General features: G+C 45.1%; 18 protein-coding genes and 1 pseudogene. 9 read left to right on the top strand and 10 right to left on the bottom strand.

Annotation, left to right across the window (positions count from 1 at the left end):
* Nucleotides 1–27 precede the first annotated feature (27 nt).
* The 4 genes from PQG66_RS22020 (at nucleotide 28) to PQG66_RS22005 (ending at nucleotide 1,982) form a co-directional block, all read left to right on the top strand.
* Nucleotides 28–255, top strand: coding sequence for a DNA-binding protein (locus tag PQG66_RS22020; protein ID WP_272039984.1), 228 nt, complete (start codon nucleotides 28–30; stop codon nucleotides 253–255).
* A 156-nt stretch (nucleotides 256–411) separates the two neighbouring features.
* On the top strand, nucleotides 412–954 hold the full coding sequence (locus tag PQG66_RS22015; RefSeq protein ID WP_272039983.1) for a hypothetical protein: 543 nt from the start codon (nucleotides 412–414) through the stop codon (nucleotides 952–954).
* A 163-nt stretch (nucleotides 955–1,117) separates the two neighbouring features.
* Nucleotides 1,118–1,546 (top strand): VOC family protein, encoded by a 429-nt coding sequence (locus PQG66_RS22010; protein WP_272039982.1) that lies wholly within the window; start codon nucleotides 1,118–1,120, stop codon nucleotides 1,544–1,546.
* 109 nt (nucleotides 1,547–1,655) lie between these two features.
* Entirely contained in the window at nucleotides 1,656–1,982 is a 327-nt protein-coding gene (locus PQG66_RS22005) for a hypothetical protein (protein WP_272039981.1), read from the top strand.
* Between the two features lie 130 nt (nucleotides 1,983–2,112).
* On the opposite strand, the gene PQG66_RS22000 is transcribed toward PQG66_RS22005, so the two are convergent.
* A complete protein-coding gene (locus tag PQG66_RS22000) occupies nucleotides 2,113–2,979 on the bottom strand; it encodes a hypothetical protein (RefSeq protein WP_272039980.1) in 867 nt (288 codons plus the stop codon).
* 236 nt (nucleotides 2,980–3,215) lie between these two features.
* Here PQG66_RS22000 and ytxJ point away from each other — a divergent pair, with 236 nt between their 5' ends.
* The 3 genes from ytxJ to PQG66_RS21985 all read left to right on the top strand — a co-directional run bounded on the left by ytxJ (nucleotide 3,216) and on the right by PQG66_RS21985 (nucleotide 5,875).
* Nucleotides 3,216–3,755 carry a bacillithiol system redox-active protein YtxJ gene (gene ytxJ / locus PQG66_RS21995; protein ID WP_272039979.1) on the top strand — a complete coding sequence of 180 codons (540 nt, stop codon included), beginning with the start codon at nucleotides 3,216–3,218 and terminating at the stop codon, nucleotides 3,753–3,755.
* A gap of 118 nt (nucleotides 3,756–3,873) precedes the next feature.
* Nucleotides 3,874–4,638, top strand: coding sequence for a spr1630 family ClpXP-sensitive toxin (locus PQG66_RS21990; RefSeq protein WP_272039978.1), 765 nt, complete (start codon nucleotides 3,874–3,876; stop codon nucleotides 4,636–4,638).
* A gap of 31 nt (nucleotides 4,639–4,669) precedes the next feature.
* Nucleotides 4,670–5,875 (top strand): spr1629 family repressor/antitoxin, encoded by a 1,206-nt coding sequence (locus PQG66_RS21985; protein ID WP_272039977.1) that lies wholly within the window; start codon nucleotides 4,670–4,672, stop codon nucleotides 5,873–5,875.
* Between the two features lie 402 nt (nucleotides 5,876–6,277).
* Here the strand turns inward: PQG66_RS21985 and PQG66_RS21980 are convergent, their stop codons facing one another.
* Nucleotides 6,278–7,576, bottom strand: a complete 1,299-nt coding sequence (locus tag PQG66_RS21980; protein WP_272039976.1) for an alpha-glucosidase/alpha-galactosidase — start codon at nucleotides 7,574–7,576, stop codon at nucleotides 6,278–6,280.
* Nucleotides 7,577–7,801: 225 nt separating this feature from the next.
* Between PQG66_RS21980 and PQG66_RS21975 the strand changes: the two genes are divergently transcribed.
* The gene (locus PQG66_RS21975; protein ID WP_272039975.1) at nucleotides 7,802–8,638 is read left to right on the top strand and encodes an AraC family transcriptional regulator; all 837 of its coding nucleotides are present in this window, start codon (nucleotides 7,802–7,804) and stop codon (nucleotides 8,636–8,638) included.
* A gap of 306 nt (nucleotides 8,639–8,944) precedes the next feature.
* Here PQG66_RS21975 and PQG66_RS21970 read toward each other — a convergent pair whose 3' ends face one another.
* From PQG66_RS21970 to PQG66_RS21940, 7 genes and pseudogenes are all read right to left on the bottom strand, one after another.
* Nucleotides 8,945–11,863: a DUF5704 domain-containing protein gene (locus PQG66_RS21970; protein WP_272039974.1), complete on the bottom strand. Its 2,919-nt coding sequence runs from the start codon at nucleotides 11,861–11,863 to the stop codon at nucleotides 8,945–8,947.
* A 480-nt stretch (nucleotides 11,864–12,343) separates the two neighbouring features.
* Nucleotides 12,344–13,636, bottom strand: coding sequence for an S-layer homology domain-containing protein (locus PQG66_RS21965; RefSeq protein ID WP_272039972.1), 1,293 nt, complete (start codon nucleotides 13,634–13,636; stop codon nucleotides 12,344–12,346).
* 336 nt (nucleotides 13,637–13,972) lie between these two features.
* A pseudogene (csaA, locus tag PQG66_RS21960) lies at nucleotides 13,973–14,304 on the bottom strand (chaperone CsaA).
* A 143-nt stretch (nucleotides 14,305–14,447) separates the two neighbouring features.
* On the bottom strand, nucleotides 14,448–15,080 hold the full coding sequence (udk, locus tag PQG66_RS21955; RefSeq protein WP_272039971.1) for a uridine kinase: 633 nt from the start codon (nucleotides 15,078–15,080) through the stop codon (nucleotides 14,448–14,450).
* 202 nt (nucleotides 15,081–15,282) lie between these two features.
* On the bottom strand, nucleotides 15,283–16,410 hold the full coding sequence (locus tag PQG66_RS21950; RefSeq protein ID WP_272039970.1) for a DUF4179 domain-containing protein: 1,128 nt from the start codon (nucleotides 16,408–16,410) through the stop codon (nucleotides 15,283–15,285).
* Complete coding sequence (locus tag PQG66_RS21945; RefSeq protein WP_272039969.1) at nucleotides 16,394–16,930, bottom strand: RNA polymerase sigma factor; 537 nt, start codon at nucleotides 16,928–16,930, stop codon at nucleotides 16,394–16,396. Before PQG66_RS21945 ends, PQG66_RS21950 begins: the two co-directional genes overlap by 17 nt.
* Nucleotides 16,931–17,318: 388 nt before the next feature.
* Entirely contained in the window at nucleotides 17,319–18,002 is a 684-nt protein-coding gene (locus PQG66_RS21940) for a type 1 glutamine amidotransferase domain-containing protein (RefSeq protein WP_272039968.1), read from the bottom strand.
* Nucleotides 18,003–18,213: 211 nt separating this feature from the next.
* On the opposite strand from PQG66_RS21940, the gene PQG66_RS21935 reads away from it, so the two are divergent.
* Nucleotides 18,214–18,861, top strand: coding sequence for a TetR/AcrR family transcriptional regulator (locus PQG66_RS21935; RefSeq protein WP_272039967.1), 648 nt, complete (start codon nucleotides 18,214–18,216; stop codon nucleotides 18,859–18,861).
* Nucleotides 18,862–19,041: 180 nt separating this feature from the next.
* Here the strand turns inward: PQG66_RS21935 and PQG66_RS21930 are convergent, their stop codons facing one another.
* Nucleotides 19,042–22,065, bottom strand: a complete 3,024-nt coding sequence (locus PQG66_RS21930) for a DEAD/DEAH box helicase (protein WP_272040064.1) — start codon at nucleotides 22,063–22,065, stop codon at nucleotides 19,042–19,044.
* Nucleotide 22,066 lies beyond the last annotated feature (1 nt).

The following is a 22,066-nucleotide window of genomic DNA, read 5'->3' as shown; positions in this document are numbered from 1 at the left end:
GCTATGGATAGGAGAGATCATAAATCTATGCAGGTATTTGAGGACTGGAATCAGAAGGTGAAGAAGACGTTTAACGCTACGAATCCCGAGGTGGTACTGACGGTGACTGAGGCGGGAAGCATGCTGGGGTTGAGTAAGGACCAGATGAAGGTATACGTAGATAAAAATAAGCTTACCAAAGTACCTATTATGAGAAGTGTACATCGATACCTTTTGTTAAAAAGTGAAATTGATCGCATTGTTCAGGAACAATAAAATCAGGAAAAAGCACATAGCCTTATATGCCCAGGGTTGCCTAGGGTAATAACAGAATAGTAACGCTTATAGCCATTTGACCGACAGTACTCGGGAGAGTGGCTATTTTTTTGAATAGAGAGGGGAATGAGGATGCTTGGCAGGTTATCGTTAGGGTTGTATAAGCGTGTAAACTGGAAATGGGTTGTTGCTGCAACTATCGTTTTTGCTTGTTTTATCGCATTCATCCTGCCGTGGCAGTCGGAAAAGTCAAAGGAGGCGACGGGCGGTGGAGAATCACCGGATTCGTCGTTCCTATACTCCGCAGATGAGTTGTATCAGATGGCAGAACACTACGGAGAGGCTGGGCGGAGCGCCTATATTCAGGCCAGGTTTACGTTTGATATGATCTGGCCCCTGGCCTATCTGTTTCTGCTCGTCATTTTGATATCCATTCTGTATCGGGCACTTCCTGCTACAAGCCGCTGGCGCTGGATAAACCTGCTGCCCTTTCTCGGCTGGGGAATGGATATGCTGGAGAACGTGGGGGCATCCCTTGTCATGTTCCGTTATCCGGAGCAAACACCTGTTATCGCTGAATTAACGCCTGTATTTACGTTGTTGAAATGGTGTATGATCTATGCCAGTTTTGCCGCTCTTGTGCCAGGTCTACTAGTTATAGCCTTTCATTATTTTCGCAAACGTAAGGTGAACAAATAAACAGTGAATGGGAAAAGAAGATGTTGGGAAATATATCTCTGTAACAATGATCCGGTGGTAAAAATGGAAATTTGTTCTTGTCAAAAGGTGATCCATTGCTATATACTCATGTCGCAAGTGGCTTGGCCTATAATTATATGAAAACCAAGGAGATGGACAATCCATGGCAATTAGTTTGAACGTGTATCTTGTTACTAACGGTAACGGACGTGAAGCTGTTGAGTTTTACAAAGATGCTTTTGGTGCGGAAGTGCTTGCCATGCAAACTTTTGGAGAAGGCCCATCCAGCCCGGATCATCCGATTCCACCAGAAGCCAAAGACTGGATTATGCATGCTTCTCTGCAGATTGGCAGCTCGGTGCTGATGTTATCTGACATACTTCCAGGTATGCCACACACTGTGGGAGATCATATCACGGTGACGGTCAATACAGACACTGCGGAGGAAGCGAAGAACATTTTCAGTAAACTTGAAGTGGGCGGTAAAGTCATTATGCCGATGCAGGAAACGTTCTGGAGTCCGGCCTATGGTAATGTAACCGACAAGTTTGGTGTACAATTCCAGGTCAGTGCCACTCCTGCCAAGGGATAGGCATAGAAGGAATTAAACAACAGAGAATATTCATTCCCTCATTTGAATAAAAGATCGATATGTAGGAGCCTCTAACCGAGGCTCTTATATTTTTAAGGTGGTGTAGATTATGCTCGATGAATTAGAGATCAAGATCAAAGAAAGAATACAAGAAAGGTATAATATTCTAGAAGAGCTTTATTCGAATTGGTTTACCGAGAATACTTCCATCTTGGCACCTAAAAACGTATTCTATCAAACGGAACATATTGAAAAACATAGAGCGATATCATACTTACTTGATAAGGGATATATCATTGCTCAACCTGTAGATGGTGAAGATGAGATGGTTGCAGTTCATATTACTTCAGAGGGAATTGATACTTATGAGCAGGGATATCTGACAGGTGAAGCAAAAGGATTTCAAGTCGTTGCAGACATCAAGGATAAGAATTAGATATAAGTCCATTTCTCTATAATTAAGGCAATTCTCATAAGAGAGAATAGTTTTTGTCATGACAAAAAACCTCCGATTGCTACGAATTGCAGCATGGAGGTTTTTCGGTTTGCTTTTTTTGAAAATAAGGCTAGTCTTCCTTCTGGATTTTGGACGGGTTGTTGATCTTATAAGGCACAGGGTTGCGGGTCAGCTTTTTCTTAATGATTTTGGCTTCAAAGGTTAGCACATCGCCGACTTCCAGCTCCTGTTTCTTCATCGTTGCACTGTGGCTTGACCACGCTTCGCCTACCTCGATGACATCAGGCTCAGTGATCGTCACGGACTCATAAATGATAACTTCGTCATCATTGTCCGAGAAATGATTCGGTACCGTCGTAAATTCTTTGACGACTGCGCTCATCTTCACCTTGCCATCTGGCAGATCAATTTTGACGGCCTTTGTTTTCGGAGCTGCTTTGGTTTTGGGTTTGCTTCCCGAAGGCGCACCACTATCCTCTTTCTGAGGCCCGATATACTCTTCCACCAATCCATCGGGATCTCCCTTGAGCCCGGAGAAGGATTCTAGTCCATCCATGTCATCCTCCAGACTATACAACTCGGTTGGCGAGTCAGCCTTAACAGATGTTTCAGCAGAATCAGGTGCTTGTACAGTCTTAGATGTGCTGCCTGAAGATACCGGCTCATCTGCCTTTTTCGGTTCAGCCGCCGCTCCGCTTAAACCTCTGGTGCTGTAAGCAGAAGCCTGCATTTCTTTCAGATAGGATGGGTGAATGCAGTGTTTTTGCCCGTTATCCAGTTCGATGACAGCTGTCATGTGATCTACAAAGCCCAGAATGGTGCAGGGTAGGTTCAGCCCGTTTCCTTTATAATAGAACGTTTTGAGTTTGGTCGCTTTGGCCGAGATTAGACCCCATTCCTGACACTTGGCCATTAACTCTTGCTCGTTGTCCAGCGCATAATATTCCGGTGGTTCAATGGTAAAAGCGTATGTCATATTGAATTTCCGCCTTTCAGTTGCTCTTATGTTCATCGTTTCCAAATTAACATCAGTGTATCACAATATGTACCCGAAAGATGCAGATTCTGAAAGCTTGTATGCAGGGGCTGTGCTATAATTTGAACAAAATATTTAATAGAAATGTGATCGGGAAGTTTTCGTGGAGATGTCTTTCGTTTCATTTATATAGCTTTGAATGGCTGGTTACATACTTAGAGAAAGGATGACGTTTTGTGGAGAAGAAGGTAAACCATCAAGCACTTTGGCTCGCGGTGGGTGTGGCGCTTGGGGTTAGCTTGGGTACAGCTACGGGGCAGATTGGACTGGGCATCGCTTTTGGTGCTGCTCTTGGCGTGGTAATCGGTTCGGTGGTCAGCAGACGTACGGGAGCCGATTCGCATGAGATGTTAATCGAGCATGTGCGGGAACTGCATAAGCTGGGGGATTGGCAAGAAGTACTTCAACGTTCGCAGGAGCATCCGGTGCTGCTTTTGAAACATAGCACAACCTGTCCAGTAAGCGCACGAGCGTATCGGGAGTTTATGGCGTTTGTAGGCACCAATGCATCCGATCCAAAACAGGACATGGAATACTGTATGGTGAAGGTCATTGAGAATCGTTCGTTATCCCGGCGTATCGCGGAAGAAACCGAGGTACGTCATGAGTCACCGCAGGTACTGCTGCTGGATCAGGGACAGGTTATCATGCACACTTCACATGGACAGATTACCAAAAAAAGACTGACGCAGTGGGCACAGAATCCGTTTGGGTAGATATTAGTATAGAATAAGCCAAGTTACTTTAAAAATATAAGAAAAAATCATATCTTATCGTTACTATATCATTTAAAATAAAGGAAGCCTTTATAACTTCTGAATCGGAGTGATATATATGGAACAATATAAATTCAAGCCTCAGCATAGTCAGATGATTGTCAAAGCAATTATTGAAGGTTATAGGGAATATATTGAGCACCGTATAGATCGACGAGATCACATGGAGATTAGTTCAGCATTTGCTTGGACAAAGGGCAATTTTATAGAGAGTAAAATCGCTGAATATTGCAAAGAAGATAAGGGACAGGCATTTACACATAAAAAGTCCAAAGCAGGTCTAACCTGGGATTATCTTCAATTCACACATAAGGACTCCAAAGTTCTATTTTTGATTAAAAATGCGGCGTACTTTAATGAAAAATGTTTTTCTCGGGCAAAACTACCTATGGGCAATGATCGTAAAGGGGCAATGCGCACATACTTACATGATCTGTCCAAAATTAATGTGAATTTGGATTTCCCGACAGATCCACCCATGGATGAAGCAGATCAGACCGAGAAGGTGGTCCAACTTTCCTTGCCCATTCAAGTAAGCCAAGTTACACGTGTGAAAGAAGAAATTAAACAACTGTCCTCAACGTACAATGAATTTCACATCCTTACCTATGGTATTGATGATGCATATCAAATTTCCGAGGTGAAGCACTATTTGCCTAACCCACATGATAATATAGCCTATTTTATAGAAGATCTGTCTGATCTCATCTCGGGCGCTGAACTTAGTGAACAAGAACGTGAAGTTCTCGCACCTGACCTGGATGATATTCTTGATCCGGCAGCATATGATATTGAAATTTTGGAAGAAGAACGGCAGGGGTAACCGACCCGTAGTCTAATAAGGAGGGAACCGTGTGTTCATGGGTGAAAATCTGACCAACTTGCGCATCATGCATGGTTATTCGAGAAAAGAGCTTTCCGAAAAACTGGGTGTGACCGAGCAGGCGGTCTGGCAGTATGAAAATGCGTACACTTCCCCCAAAGTGCCTATCGTTAATGAATTAAAACGGATTTTCAGCGTCAAAAGCAAGTATTTTTATGAGAAGGACAAACTGGCTGAACGTAATAATGCAGCCAATATCAATGTAATGGACATTGCATATCGATCCAAAGTAATGAATGTGATATCCAAAACGCAAACCGAGGCAAAGCATGTGGAGTACCTGGATACCTTTGTAAACTATATTACGTCTCAGATTAGTCTTCCTACCTTGAAGATTATTCAGCTCAGGGAAGAAGCAATTCAATACATGAATCAATCACACGACGATCGCACAGCACAAATTCAACATATAGCAAAGCTTGCAAGACAGCGATTAAATCTGGAGAGATCGACCAATGAAAACCTGATGTTCTGGATTGAAAAAAGCGGAGTGTATGTCTTTGAAAAGGCGATTGGGGAAGGAATAGATGCATACAGTTTGTGGACGAGAGAGGATCGACCGTTCATTATTCTAGGCAACATTAAGCGGTCGGCTGTACGTAGGAATTTTGATATAGCTCATGAACTAGGCCATTTGTTACTTCACTACCGTCTGGAATTCGTGAATTTAGATCGGAAAGAACATAGAGAGATTGAGAATGAAGCCAATCTGTTTGCCGGTGCATTTTTATTGCCAGAAGAAGAGTTTACACAGGATATGCAGGCTATCTCCCAAATGACTAATCCGGATCATTATCTTGAGTTAAAAAATAAATGGAAAACATCGTTGCAAGTGTTAGGTTATCGTGCAGCCAATCTGGGATTGATGGATGCCAAAGCTCATCGTAATTTTTATGCAGCCATGCATCGAAGAGGATATCTGGAGAGAGAGCCGTTTGATCAGACGATTCCCTTGCAGACACCTATGCGGATTCGAACCATTATCGATCTTCTTGCAAATAAAGGACTTGTCGATATTCGATATATGATAGAGCAGGATTGGAAGGTGGAGACCTCCTTCTTTCACCATATGACCGGAATTAAGACGGAGTTCTTTAACAAGTATATGACGAGTAGTCCAACGGTAAAAGTTCATGATCTGAACGCTATACCCAATCGCAGCTTTAAAAATGGATAAGCTTCCTATTCATTTTATGATTTGAATTATCTAAAATAGACCCGGTTTTCTCAGCTTAACCCTGAGCGGGTCTTTTTTAACGTTTTTTTACACACCAAGACATTCCTTGACCCCTGGGAAGATCCAACTTGTCCAATCTATATCCAGACAGAACCGGGGAAGGATACCGTTTTTTGCTGCCTACTCAATGAAGTTACAAACATTATACAGTGTGGTTGAGTAGAGGGATGTATCCGTTTAGGGATATCAAACAAGGGAAGTATATGACTTTCTTGCAGTTTTATTAAAATAAAGTAGAAAGCACTGTTCCCTTCAGTTTTGAAAGGAACAGTGCTTGTTTTGTCTGTCTTGGTTTGTGTATCTCGGCTCGCCTTTCTTGGATTGTATATATCGATGTTTAGATTATGAGAATTTCGGCAGCCAGTCACCGTGAGCCTCAATCAAGTCGTCACACATGGCCACGATGTCGTCCATAGACAGTTCAGCAGCCGTATGCGGGTCAAGCATAGCCGCATGATAGATGTGCTCTTTTTTACCCGTCATCGCCGCTTCAATGGTCAGCAATTGGGTGTTGATGTTCGTGCGGTTCAGCGCTGCCAGCTGTGGTGGCAGGTCACCAATGTATGTGGGGCTAATGCCAGAACCATCAACTAGACAAGGCACTTCGACACAAGCTTCGCGTGGCAGGTTCGTGATGAGTCCGTTGTTCATGACATTACCGCCGATTTTATATGGACGATCTGTTTCCATCGCCTCGATGATATGCGAAGCATATTCCCGGCTGCGCGTATGCTGGATGTTTTCACTCGCAAACAACTTCTCCCGCATGTCCTTCCACTCTGCAATCTGGTTTACACAGCGGCGCGGATACTCGTCCAGCGGAATGTTGAAGCGCTCGATCAGCTCCGGGTAGTTCCGTTTGATGAAATACGGATGATACTCTGCGTTATGCTCGGAGGATTCAGTGACATAGTAACCGAAGCGATGCATCAGCTCGTAACGTACCATGTCGTCATGGGTTTCCTGCTGTTTCTGTCTCGCCAGGCGTTTGATCTCTGGATACAGATCAACGCCATCCTTTGTCACTTCCAGCAGCCATGCCATATGGTTGATCCCGGCAATTTTGGCAACGACACCTGTCTGGTCAATGCCCAGCGCATCGAACAGATGTGGTACACAGACCTGTACGCTATGACAAAGTCCAATTGTTTTGATCCCACCATGTACGTTCATCACGTTGGTGAGGACAGCCATCGGGTTCGTGTAATTCAGGAACCAGGCGTCCGGGCATACTTCCTGCATGTCCTTGGCGAAATCAAGCATTACCGGGATGGTACGCAGGTTACGGAAAATGCCGCCTATGCCGAGGGTATCAGCAATGGTTTGACGCAAGCCATATTTCTTAGGGATTTCAAAATCGGTGATCGTACACGGGTCATACCCGCCCACCTGGATGGCATTGATGACATATTTAGCTCCGCGAAGTGCTTCCTTGCGGTCATGGTATGTCTTGACGGAACAGCGGCTTCCCAGTGATTGCGCCAAGCTTGTTAACAAGCGCTCCGAGTCACTTAGACGTTCAGCATCGATATCGAATAAGGCGAGTTCAAAGTCCTGCAAGGCCTCCGTCATCATGACATCACCCAATACATTTTTCACAAACACGGTGCTGCCTGCACCAAGAAACGTAATTTTGTTCATCTCAAGTTCATCCTTTCCGAAAAAATGTTGTACCCCAACTATAGGCCGAATAGGTAAATATCACTATGGTTCAACCCCTTCCAAACATGGCATAATCCCATTTATGTTTCCGTTTTCATGAGGAATATGCGCTGTATACCTGTTATAATTTAATCTAATTACAAGTGAAAAAGCGTGAGACAAGTATAGAATGACTGGAGTGTTATAGCCGATAGGAGGGGGAGCATGAGTCGGAAAATTGAAATGAATGTGGTTGCTGCAGGTTGGACACAGATGGAGCTGGTGCTATTATTTTATGGATGGGAGGCGTGTGATCCTGCTCATTATTGGGGGCCGGGGGTACGTGATTCCTATATTGTGCATTACATTCATGAAGGCTATGGCACAGTGTATATGGGAGATCGGGAATATCGTCTGGGCCAGGGACAAGGATTTGTTATATTACCGGACACTGTTATTCATTATGAGGCAGATGAGCAGGAGCCTTGGACATATTCATGGTTTGGCTTCCGAGGTGTGCAGGCAAAAGCATTCATGCAGCGTGCACAGCTAAACCAGGAGCATCCTGTGTTCGAGGCTCACGATGCAGACATCATGGCAGAGTTATACGATGAGATGGTTCAAGCTGGATCGAGCTCACTTCCTGGAGGGGACGTCCTGCATCAAAGCTTGTTATATCGACTTATGGCAGCACTAATCGCATCTTCGCCGATGAAGGAAGAAGACAATCCGCTCCTTTCCACGAAAGAGACGTATATCCGGCAAGCGGTGCAGTTTATGGAGAATCGGTATAGTCAGCGTACTTCCATTCTGGATATCGCACAGGCTGTTGGGTTAGACAGAACGTATCTATCAGGGTTGTTCAAAGAGCGATATGGCAAGTCATTGCAAGCTTTTTTCCTGGAGTATCGCATGAATCGGGCAGCAGAGCTGCTGCGCAATCCGATGTTGTCTGTAAGTGAAGTAGCCCACTCTGTGGGGTATACGGATCCGCTACTTTTTTCCAAAATGTTCAAGCGTGTAACGGGAGTATCTCCCAAAGGTTCGAGAATACGTGACTAGCCGCATCCCCTTGTTGCTAGTACCAGAAGTCGATGTCCTCAGCGCTGTCCTTAAGAGAGTAGAAGGGTGAAATGCAGATGCAATAGGCTTCGTTGTTATGGCAGGGAGTCGATAGACGGAGTTCATTATGCAAAATTGTAAAAGAAAAGGGTTGTCTGGGGTGAATCCATTGCAAGAATGATCCCAGACAACCCTTTTAATATTCCCTCGTCCACACCGGATTTGGAGTAGTCTCGCTTTCAGGGCAATATTTTTTCTTAATCTTTAATTATTGATTCTTAGTTCCTGATTCATAATTCATCATTCTTAATGAGGTACTTGGGACTGAAAGTCATTTCGGCTGGACTGATCCGCATGATAAAAGACAATGTCCCCGTCCTTCAGCGGCCATCTTCTATTGTTGTTAATGAATGCAGGTGGGCGGTTGAAGCCTTCCAACTGCCACTGATTCATGAGTGGAGCATGGATATATTGCAAATGCGGTGTCTGTGTATTGCCGTTGCGTAGACTCTCGATATTAAAGTTAACGACGATGTATCCATTTTTCAAAAAGGTATCAGACTTTTCATCCAACTTGTTCTGTCTGGCAAGAGGTTCGAGGTCAGTTCCTTTGGGAACGGCGTATACATCCGCAGGTAGACTGTATTCCCCGTACCAATGCTGGATAGCTGCGTTAGCCCTGTCGACATTGACACTAGCCGGGATGTTGGTTTTAGGTCCAATCAATGTTCGAATCGGAGCCGTCAGAATCATCCAATCATACCGTCCGATCTCTGTTTTTTGGCGTGAAGTCTGATTGGCCATTTGTACCATATGTTCTGCTAAGGTGAGACGGTTACGTTCATTTGGTGAAAGTTCATACGTGTATTGATAACGTGCCGTATCACTTAACTCTATGCTAGGTACATTACGCAACCGTGAGTTGAGAACAACAAAACGCTTCTCTACATCCTGCGGTGAACCGATTCGGATCAGACGTTCCTGTCCCCGGTGGTAGTAGAGGTCAACTTCCTGACGGGAAGAGCCGTCGTTACTTATAAAGGAAAATGTAGGTGTTACTCGAATGCCGTCCTGTTTTCCAAACATATTACCTTTTGTCTTGAGATCGAATTTGAAATGGTAACCTGTCTTCACTGCAGCGTTTCGGAAGCCTTGATCCGGATGACTGCCAGGTCGAATCGGTAGCACGAATGGAGCAGAGTTCCCTCGGGGGTCACCATCAATGCTCTGTAGTCCGGTCCAGTAGCTGTGGCCTGTAGGCTCTGGGCTACCTGGATGTGTGCGGAATACTTTTTCCCAGTTATAGTCGGATACATCGGTCACATGAAAATCATATAGTCTGCCGATCACATCCACAGGTATTTTATCACTTGCAACGTGATGGGGTAGATTGGTATTCGCATCGGGTTGTTCTGTAAAGCTCGCAGGTGCATTCTCGGCGATGTTCCTAAACTCGATAGTATAATTCCCCTCGTCTACCCATACCGGCAGATAGAACGTTGTATCCAACTGGTTAACAGGAATGTTGACCCATGTGTTGCTCGGAATGAACTGCGTACGGTCGGCTGTATAGACATCAAACGAAAAAAGTACCTGTTTGATTCGGAAATATTTGGCATAGTCCCGGTTTCCGTAGCCGGGATGACTGGATGCATTCAAGTGTTGCCCGGTTGTAGGGATACGCACGATGAATGGACGTTCCAGAATGATCGCTGCACGAGTGGGATCGGGTACCGTTTTCTGATTATGCGGCTGGTCGTCTGACACCCAAGCGTAGTTTACAACAGGGGTATGCACAGTAACGGTGTTGATGTTATGGATAGGAAGAACTTTGTTGGCACCGCCGTTTACATTGCCAGGCAGCAGATCATAATAGATCTGGCCTGAGCTCTCCGTATTAGCTTTGTTAAGCAGGGAACTGCTAATCCTATGATTGGGTGTGTACAAAACATCCCGTCCGATCGTTGTTGGTGAAGGAATGTTGATGGGTGTAGGGCCATCCTTGGATGTTTCCGCATCATTCATGATTATTGTATTGTTAAACTTCACCAAGTCATTTTTTACGGTGCTTTGGGGTGTATTTGTTTCAGCAATCCTTTTTAATAACTCCGTATCGTCCGGTACATCTGGGGGTGAATCCAGACCACCTGTTAGTTTGTTTGGTGTATACGACAGGGAGGAGGTTTGTCCAGGTACAACATGACTTTCCACGGCAGTATCATTTCTCGATTCGAGTGTCGGTGGAACATAACCCGAAGGATTCATAGTAATCGTTTCACCAGGTAGAGCGTAATTTTTCATGGTTGCTTTGGCAATTTTATATACCTCAAGATTGCTAATGGTCCAATAGGAATAGTCTCTAGTAATCTGGAAACTGTACGGTCTTGGTACCGAATCATTCATCGGAATAGGTGTGCCATCCCGGCATCCTGTTTCATCACAGACCTCAGGCCCGGATACAGTCCATTCTCTATCATAGGAGACGGTGACATTACAATTATAAGTAACTTTCCCACTCATCTTTGTCCAGGCCTGCTTGAATAGATAATGGTCTGCAAAGGCATTAGTATAAAGAGATTCGGAAGTGGGAATTCCTTTTAACACATCGAATGTCTCATTATCTCTGTTATCTGACTTTATTACTCCTGTAGCGTTGGGATCGAGGTCACTGCTGTCCACGCGTGTACCTGGAGAGGGTGATCCAATCGTCGGAGCACAGCGAGCACTGCCGCTATCTCCACCACCGTTGTCATTCCCACCTCCGTTTCCCTGATCAACGCTGATGGTTGTTCGGGTCGTTAATTCAAATCCATCCTTTTCCCATAAAACAGTAATGTTGGTGCTTCCCCGACTAACTGCTTGTACCAACCCTGAATTACTTACCGTAGCCACCGAGGGGTTGGAGGACTCCCATGTGGTTGTCCCGCCGCTACCAGTGTTTACATTGGTTTCAGGACCAAAGTTGCCATCCCCTGTTTTGGTTTTAACGGTTGCCTGAAGCTGTTTCGTTTGATTTAAGCCGATTTGCCCTCCAGGAGTAAGGTTGATTTCTTTGGTTGTTTCGGCTTGACCTTTCCAATATAAGTCTGTTCTGAATATGTAATCTGCTGAAAATTTAGGGGGATGATATTCTCTGAATTCTGTTGGATTAATTACGCCTCCAATTTTCATAGTGAAAATAGCATTCATTCCGTTGAAAGAGTCTACAGAAACAAGTTTTGGCATATTTCTATTTGCATCATAATATTGAGTATCATCCATGTAATGTGGTTTTAATGAAACTTCTACTATTTCTGATTTCAAATGCGGTTCGTTATCTTTATCTAAGTATGCAGTAGGTTTATAAACCTCTTTATCGAGATCAAGATTTATGCATACCGTTGATGAAACGGGCAGGTTTTTTGAGGAATCATTATTTAATAGAATATTGTTGCATTCTCCATCTACTCTCCATTGCAAACTATCAACTTGGTAGATATAAATTCCGATATTGGTCTTAGCCACACCTTCAACAGGGATAACTTTCTTTTGTTGTTTTGAAGCGGTACTTGGGACCAAATATTTAGAAGGTATTTCAGGTTTGGAAGGACCGGGCCCACCGCCAGCTTGAATATAAGAGTATGGATAAATAACCATGCTGATGGATAGAAGTAGCAATATAATTCCCATTATCAAAGCTTTAAATTTCAATACAGTACCTCCTAACTATTCTACGAAACTAATACTATAGATTACTCCTTCCTTAGTTTGAAGAGTTAGAGCTCTAGCAGTAGTAGAGTTAGTGTGTAAAAGTCCGTCTGACCAAAAAACGGGATTATTTGCAGTAAATACTCCTCTAGCTTTTGTGAAATCTCCTATTTTAGGCACAGAATAGGACAAGAAATTCTCCGATTTCGGTGAGGTTAAGGGATCAAAAGTTGCTGAATTAAGTAGACCTCCAGCCTGAAGCTGACTCATAGAATCTGATTTAATATCAAGTGCAAATTCAACAAACGAGAATTGTCGGCCACTCTGAAGTTTCACGCCTTCATCAACAAAAACAGGATAATAAATACTGCGATTATTGTTAGGGACATTAGTATCTACAATTATCCAGTTTAAAATTTTTAAATCTGCATGATTTGTTTGGGTAACAATGTTTTTGTTCCTGACTAGTGAAAAGTCATCTGTTACCACATCCTCGTACTTCTGATTCCCTGATAAAAGGATCTTTCTCTCCGGTGTCTTTTTAAATGACTTGGAAACCACATTCAAATTGGTCCCCGTCAATCCAACCTGCCTCAGCTCATTCAACCCTTGGAGATCGGCAGGTTTTGTTTTGGCAAGAGACGCATAGCGAGCAATTAACACGGCGACTTCTGCCCGGGTTGTCGTGCGATTCACACCAAATGTCTTATCACTTGCAACGCTCATCAGTCCCGTCCCAAGGGCAACAGCGACAGCATTTTTTTGTGAGTCTGCCAGCTTGCCTGTAAAATATTCCTTCGCCGGAATTACAGTGTTGGTCACATCGGAGAGGGCCTGTCCATAGTCTGCATCGACTACACTCAATCCTTGTGTCAGCCAGTTAGCCATCTCACCCCGCTCAAGCGCAGCTTGGGCATTCAGTTTGCCCTTGTAGCTGGAAGGATGGATAAATCCTTTAGCTATGGCAGTAGAGACCCCATCTTTAGCCCACTCGGGTACATCTGTAAAATTATTCGCTTCTGCTCCCTTCAACTCGGGCTGGTTAGTTATGCGCGCCAGAATACTTGCCATTTCAGCTTTGGTCACCGGTGAGCCTGGTTTAAACGTTCCGTCTGCATATCCCTTGAAATATCCTTGCTCTACGGCTGAGTGAATAGCTGAAGAGGCCCAGTGAGATGCGGGTACATCTTTGAACGTGCTAGTGACTTGCGCAGCTTCTACGGAACGATTACCTCCCATGCCTACAAATCCTGTAAATCCCCCTACTAATAAAGCTAATGCCGCTACACTGGAAATCATCTGTTTTCTCATCAATCTGACTCCTCTCGATTTAAATAAGGTTGTTGCTTGTATGTACTGAATAGTTTCTAGATGCTAAATTTGTAATATTAATCTATATTCTACCATGTATACCTAGGCTATTGGTATGATTTATCAAAGCTCCCTCTTTTTGATTAATTATTTATTTGATTCTTTAGACCTGCATTTTATCCAAAAACGTAAAAAAAGGCCACAAATCCGAAGATTCGTAGCCTTATGCTTTAAGGTCCCAAGAATATCTAATTCATTATGAATTCCTCAATACATCAAGAATACTCCATTATCCAACATTTGAAAACCCCATCAATATCGAAACTGAAAATAAAGTCAGGCAATCGACGTGCCGTTCGGCAACGGATGATCTGGGGAGAGCAGGACGACATCACCTTCGCCAGGTATACCACCTAGTACAAGGACTTCAGAGACGAAACCGGCAATCCGTCGAGGTGGAAAGTTAACGACAGCAATGACCTGTTTACCAATCATCATGTCAGGTGTGTAACGATGGGTGAGTTCTGAGCACTGGAATTTTTGAAGCCAAGCGGCCCAAAATCAATTTTCATTTTGATGGCAGGAACACGGGCTTTCAGGAAAGATTCAGCCTCCACAACCGTACCAACACGAATGTCATGTCGCATAAATTCTTCAAAAGTAGCCACAAGATAAACTCCTTTCGGGTAGTACAACTTCGTATAGTATAAATTAATATTGCACTAGAACAAACAAAATCCAGATTACGCTGAATCGTAATCTGGATTCTTAAACACATCTCCTGTCAAATGGGCACTGTAGTGTGATGAGGTTATGATCTGTTCCAGTTTTCTCCTGAGAGATACTTCTCGGTAAGGATGGATAACATCTGAATACCTACTTCATTGTGCCCACCCTCTGGGATAATGATATCTGCATACTTTTTGGACGGTTCAATAAATGCATCATGCATCGGTTTTACCGTTTCGAGATACTGTTTATAGACGGACTGAATCGTGCGTCCACGTTCTTCCATGTCCCGCAAAACTCTGCGCAGAATGCGTACATCCGAATCGGTATCTACAAATACTTTGATATCCAGAAGAGTACGAAGATGCTCATCAATTAGCACATGTAACCCTTCTACAATGACGATGTGGTTTGGCGCAAGCTCAATTGTTTCGCCTGCAGCACGGTTATCTATGGTGAAGTCATATACGGGAGCATATGCGGCTTGGCCTTTTTTCAGCAGGGTAAGGTGCTCAATTAATAGATCATTGTCAAAAGCAAATGGGTGATCGTAATTCGTGAGCCGACGCTGTTCGGGTGTGAGGTGCGACTGATCTTTGTAATAGTTGTCTTGGGATATAAATGTAACTTTAGCTGATCCCAGACGTTCGATAACGGAGCGAGCTACCGTTGTTTTGCCGGAGCCGGTTCCTCCGGCGATACCTATAATGAGCATGGTTGTTCCATAAACCTCCCTAAAGTGGCAGCATGGTCAATCGATGAAAAATGCCAAAATATTTTATTTTTGACTCCGATCTGCATGTCTGTCTGCGAGTACACAATTCTTTTATTTTAGCATAGCTCACAGACTTTTTCATCTTAAGGAACGAACCATGTTTTGCCTTTCAGGAAGAGGCATGCTTATCCATCGGTTTCAGCTATGGAAGCAGAATTTTCATGTCCATCCCCTTAATAAATTGATGATCTTTGACGTCCTCAGCATAGTTATCATTTACCTCAAAAGGTTTTACAACCAGGTACTTCACATCCTTGGATGTTGTCGCATAGATGCTTTCCCATTTCAACCGGTTACCTTCATATACACCATCTCCGCTAAGTGCAGTTAGTTGCCGACCTTGATCATCATAGACAGCGAACCGGATATGACGTAGTTGTTCTTCTTCTTTGGTAGTTAACGTTTCTATCCCGTTTAATCCGATGGAGGTAGTTAACCGAGTCGTAATCGGTGTAACTTCGGCTTTTGAAACCGTGGCTGTATATAGATCATTATTCACGACCGTATCAAGCTGAATGTTGTGAGTGTTAGTTGTCGATTTGGTAAAAGGGACTGTCAGCTCAAACTCATGCTCCATACCTTGTAGTGTCAACTTAATCTTAGCTTCGAATTGATCCGGGATGGAACCCGTGTGATCGGTTGGAATGACCTGTTCAAAAAGCAGGGTGTCAGGCTCATTCGCGCCCGCTGAGCTGTAGAACAGACCGCCATCCAAGCGAGATCCGTTTACATCGAAGAACACATTCTCGACTCCATTGCTCAGCTTCACAATGTCTTTGCCATTGTCATACATGCCTTGATTCAGATTAGGTGCAGTGACATGAACAATAAATGCTGCGCGTGTACCGTCATAGACGGTTTCTAATACGTTGAATTCGACATCCTGATGAGCAAAGGAACGATTTACTGTCGTAGTCATTCCCTCGTTACCTGCTGTTCGTAGTCCCATATCCGCTTCAATGGAGCTGAACAGACTGCCAACGAGTGGAATACTGCGCAGGGAATTGGCCAGAGCTGGGGACACAAAACCGGATGCAAATACGGTTACGCCCAATGCACTAGCTGCTATGACCACTCCTGCAGTGCGGCGCAGTCCTCTACGAATACGTCGTGAACGCGGAGTCTGAACCTGTTCAACATTTAGTTCAACATGAGATTCCGGAAGGGACTCTAGAGTAGCATCGATTCGGTTACGTACTGTTTCGGACATGGCAGGTCGCTCTTTGGCCTGTTCTTTTAACTTCTGTTCGAGGTTAAATGGGTTTGACATGTAATTTTACCTCCCGAAATTTTATGAATTGCTGATACAGTTCCTTTCTTGCCCGATTTAGCCTCATCTTCACAGCACTTTCGGACAGGCCGATTGTATCGGCAATTTGACGCAGACTCATATCTTCAAAGTAATGCAGTACAATCACGATTCGCTTGGTTTCTTCCAGCTGATTGACTACTTCTCTTATGTCCACCTCATCATATGGACTGGATTGTGTCTGAAGTCCTGCGGGTACTTCTGCATAAGAAGTGGAGAGGGAACGGCGAGATAACAGGGTTTTACATTCATTGATAAGAATACGGAACAACCATGTTTTGAAATACCGGGGTTCCCGGAGGGTGTGCATGGATTTGTAGGCTTTTAGTATCGTTTCCTGGATGGCATCCGCGGCATCCTCTTCTTTACGGAGCATGGATATGGCTGTATTGTATAGGGAATTTTCGATGTCTCGAATCAGCCTGATGAAGGCCTCACGGTCTCCATGTATAGCCTGCCTGATGAGATCGGGTGAATCCATGGTCGACAGCTCCTTTCGTAACGGGTTTGGGTCGAGTTTTAAATACATCTCTTGAACTGTTTTACATAGATTAGACTGGGGGGAAGGGAATATGGTCACATTTAATTTTGTTGTATGTGGGAAATTAGTGTGTTTTACACTCGGTATGTTAGACGTATCAAAATAATGTGAGCCCCTCATGTCAGGAAATATGTGACGTAGGGGAAGGGGTGAAGGGATTTCCCTAGAAGCCAAGGGACATCAATAAAACAGCACGCACCTGTCAGATCATGACAGATACGTGCTGTTTGCTGTGTTCATCTATATAAAAGCTCATGGGGGAGCTGGGGGCAATAACGGGTATCGGTAAACAGTGCTCATTTATCTCAGAATTTAACGAAATGAAAGCTTACAAACCAAGAAGTTCCTTAACACTTTCAGCTACCGCTTTGCTGGATTGCGGGTTCTGTCCTGTAACCACACGACCATCTGTTGTCACATATGAAGTGTAGGCAGAACCTTTAACGTACTCAGATGCGCGCTCACGCAGAGCATCTTCCAATAGGAAAGGAACATATTTGGTTTGCTGAGCCATCTCTTCTTCCTCATTGGTGAAGCCAGACACTTTCTTATCATTAATTAGAAGCAATCCGTTGGACAGCTTCACATTCAACAGGGCTGTAACTCCGTGGCATACGCCGGAAACAACGCCACCTTTTTCATAAATATCACGGGACAGCGCTTGAAGTTCAGCATTATCCGGGAAGTCCCACATCGTACCGTGCCCACCTGTGAAATAGATCGCATCATAGTCGCTTGCGCTGACTTCACTCGGTTTCAACGTGTTTTTCAGTTTGTTCATGAAGGATTCGTTTTCGAAATAAGCTTTCGTGCTAGCATCCAGAGAGTCACCCAGACTTTTCGGATCAATCGGTATTTTTCCGCCGTTAGGGCTAACCAGATCAATCTGTACATTCTCATTATGGTCGAACTCTTCAATGAAGTGAGTCGCCTCACTCAGCCACAAGCCTGTAGGCTCATCCTTGGTTGCGTATTTATCGACATTGGTCAAGACAACTAATATTTTCTTCATGTTAAAACCTCCTGTACTAACCGCAATTTAAATTGTGTAAAATATAATTGTTAAAAACTTATTGTAGACAATATATCATACTCATCGTTCGAAGTAAACTAAATCAATGAAATTTGTATAGTTTGTGTATTCTATCTATATTGTCCAAGATGATATACTCTTTATATTGTCCAATTTGGAATTTTTGAAGCAACATGAAGGAGGTGTCCCCTTGAAGCGGTTGGAAAACTCACATAAACTACTGACCAAGATTATTCCGGTACTGCGTAAGAAGTCGATTAGTTCCCTGCGTATGGATGACATCGCTAAACATATGGATATTAGCAAGGCTACCCTGTATAAATATTTCTCATCGAAGGAGGAGATTATCCAGGAAGTTCTGAGTGTGTATATCGAAGAGATTCATGATTCCCGGGCTACAATCGAGGATGATACGATTTCGTATGAGCGCAGATTTCAGATCACCTTTGAACATGCCATGACCCATGTGTTATATCTACCCGAGTTTTTCTGGAGCGAGGTGAAGAAGCTATACCCGGCATTATACGAGGGGTTTGCTTCAGCTCTGCAACATCATAGCGAACAGTTATGTTCCTTTTTTGAAAAAGGAATGGCAGAAGGCATCTTTAATCGGATTAATTCGGTGCTCTACATGATTCAGGATGAAGCAGTGATTCGCAGAATTGCGGAGCCATCGTTCTCCATCACCTATGATATGACGATCCGTCAGGCATTGTTTGACTTGTACATGATGAAGAAACATCAATTGCTCCACCCATCACGGATCGAAACCCTTGAGGATCAGCCAGTAAAAGCATACATTAACGAACTGATCCAGCAGCTATCACGCACGATGTAAGGATAGAAGCCAGTTGGTTAGACTCCGAGTTCACTCGGAATGCCTATTTATCTGGTAACATCCATCCTAGAACTAGAATCTAAACCTGAGGAGATCTTTCTCTTTTATCCGCGCATAATTCAAAAAGAGCGAAGCTGGAACTTACATTCCATAGCTTCGCTCTTTTTCATTCGTTTTAATTTAGCCAGACCAGTCTCTGCGCCGAGTGAATAGATCCTTCAGTTCATCGGTAGACAGTTCTGTAATCCAGTTCTCGGAGCTGGTGATGATGTTGTCGCTAAGCTGCTGTTTGCTCTCAAGCATCTCGTCAATCCGTTCTTCCAGTGTGCCGAGTGAGATAAATTTATGAACTTGCACATCCTTGGTCTGTCCCATGCGATAGGCCCTGTCTGTTGCTTGATTCTCAACGGCAGGGTTCCACCAGCGATCGAAGTGGAAGACGTGATTCGCCGCCGTCAGATTCAGCCCTACGCCACCTGCCTTAATCGATAAAATAAAGACCGAAGGCTGCTTGTCGGCAGGTAATGTACGAGACTGGAATTCCTCAATCATGCGATCCCGTGCTGTCTTCGACGTGCCCCCATGCAAGTAAAGTACGGGCTCTTGTAGTTCCTGACGCAACACTTGCTGCAACATCTGTCCCATACCGATATATTGCGTAAAAATAAGACAGCGCTCGCCCTCATCGCGTAGCTCTCGGACAAGTTCCATCAGCCGTTCCAGCTTGGCTGAGCGGCTAATCAGCATCGCCATGTCCTGCGGGCTGTACACATCATAGGGAGATGTTGCCGGGTCATCCGCAGGCAGTTCTTCAGGCAGCGTCTCCTTAGTGAGCAGCAGTGGATGATCACATAGCTGCTTCAATTGAGTTAACGCCGAGAGGATCGCGCCTTTGCGCTTGATGCCCTCCAGCTCTTTCATTTTATCCATCAGTGCTTGTACGGATTGGTCATACAATGCACTCTGTTCACCCGTAAGGTGAATATAGGTTTTCATTTCGTTTTTGTCCGGCAGGTCGAGCTGGATATTCGGGTCCTTTTTCTTGCGGCGCAGCATGAACGGTTTTACCAGCTGCTGTAGATCCTGCATGCGCTGTTCATCCTTATCCTTTTCGATCGCACTGATGAAGCGGGTCTGGAATGCACGAGCGCTGCCCAGATAACCCGGATTAATGAAATCATAGATGGACCAGAGCTCGGCTAGCCGATTCTCGATCGGTGTACCTGTGAGCGCAATTCGATGTTTGGCCGGGAAGCTGCGCACAGCCATAGACTGTTTGGTCTGGGCATTTTTAATATTTTGTGCTTCGTCCAGACAGATGGCGGACCAGGTGTACGCTTCCAGCAGCTCCTGATCTAGTGTTGCCGTGGCATAGGAGGTAATGATGATATCCGATTGCTCGGCCTGCTCCCGGAATGCCTCTCCGTTTAAACGGCGTGCGCCGTAATGAAGGCTCACACGAATGGAAGGGGCGAAGCGACTGATTTCCTTCTGCCAGTTACCCAGTACGGATGTTGGACAGATCAGAAGAGCAGGAGCTTGTCCCGGTAATCTTGGCTCATGTTCTTTGACGTGCAATAGATACGTAATGAACTGGATCGTTTTCCCGAGACCCATATCATCAGCAAGACAAGCACCTAAGCCAAATCTGCGTAGAAAACCGAGCCAAGCGAAGCCCTCCTTCTGGTAGGAACGTAGCTCTGCATGAAGTCCATCCGGAACAGGCAGGGAGGGAGCACCGCCTTGTCCACCTCCAAGCTGTGCGATGACCCGATTCAGATGTTCATTCAATTCGACCTCAAGCCGAATGCTCTCATTACTCTGAGACGGTGGAGTTTCCTCCTCAGCTTGTTGACCTTCTTTCCATTTCTGCTTGGCATATTCCCGCTGTTCATTGTGAAGCAGATGCAGGTGCAGAATATCCTGGAAAGAGAGTCCTTGCTCCCGATCTACGCCACCCATCGCTCTGCGAATCTGCTCAAGCAGGTCGGGGTCGAGCGGCACCCACTCACCGCGGAAGCGAACGAGTCGTTCGTTACGAGCGACAAGATCGGCGAATTCTTCTTCACTCAGATCGGTATCCCCAATAGCGATGCGCCAGTCAAAATGAATAATCGAGTCGAGTCCAAAGAAGGATTGGCCCCGCTCACTGCCTTCTTCCGGCTTCACCTTGGCACGCAGCTTCGGCTTTTTCTTCCGAGCAGCTTCCCACCAGCCCGGCAACAGCACTTGCCATCCGGCGGATAACAAGCGGCCGCTCTCTTGGGTTAGGAACTGCCAGGCTTGCTGATCATCCAGTGGATCGCTCAGGATATCTCGTCTGCCGCTGATGGAGCTACCCAGTCGCGGCAGTTGTGCCCGCAGCTGATCCAGCCAGCCAGCGGAGCGATCCAGAATAAATGGCGTCCAACCTTCGGGCCATTCACCCTCAAGTCTTCCGCGTGAATCCAACATGACGGGCACCAGAACAGCCGCATCCAGCTTGTTCTGCAATACCAGCCGCAGCCGCCATGAGGAGTCGTCTTCATCTGGCTCCTGCAATTGCAGCATCGGCCGGAATGGTGCTGCATCAGCCTTCCAGCCGATGGATACCAGCCACGATCTTGCATCAAGGCCTCCTGTTCGCGGCAGTACACCGCGCTCGGGGAAGAGCTGCGGGAACTCACGCCGCAGATCGGTAGCGGCTTCTTCGGAGCTATACCAGTGCTGGAACACAGCGGCAGAATAGGCTGCGCCAAGCCCTTCGACGAAACTTTCATCCGTCTGCTGGATCGCTTGGTGAAGTGCAGCCAGATCTTGCTTTTTCAGACCATCCAAGTCCCAGGTCCATTGCAGTTGCCCAGCACGATAAGCCTCGAAGCTGGGCACATATTTGCGCTGGTCTATGGACGAGGACAGTACTGGAGCAAGTCGAATGAGGTGCTCAGCTTGCTCGTCCCATATCCATTCAATGTGAATCAGAGTTTGCATCTTCGCAAAGAACGGGATGACCTCTTCCGCAGGTAGCACCACGAGCTCGACCTCTTCAATCTGTCTTATTTCCAGCTCTGTTCCATAGAAGGAAGGAGCATGCCAAGCGAACAGACGCTGCTTCAGCGACTGGCCTGATACAAAATGGTGTGTATTCAGAGCACCATAAAATAACGCATCGCCATATCCGGTCAAAGCAACGTGTACCTCAATCGTTTCCGTGTACGGGTGGATT

The sequence above is a fragment of the Paenibacillus sp. JJ-100 genome (assembly GCF_948329825.1).
In the GTDB taxonomy this organism is placed as follows: Bacteria; Bacillota; Bacilli; order Paenibacillales; family Paenibacillaceae; genus Paenibacillus.
This window is presented reverse-complemented; position numbering and strand designations above follow the sequence as displayed.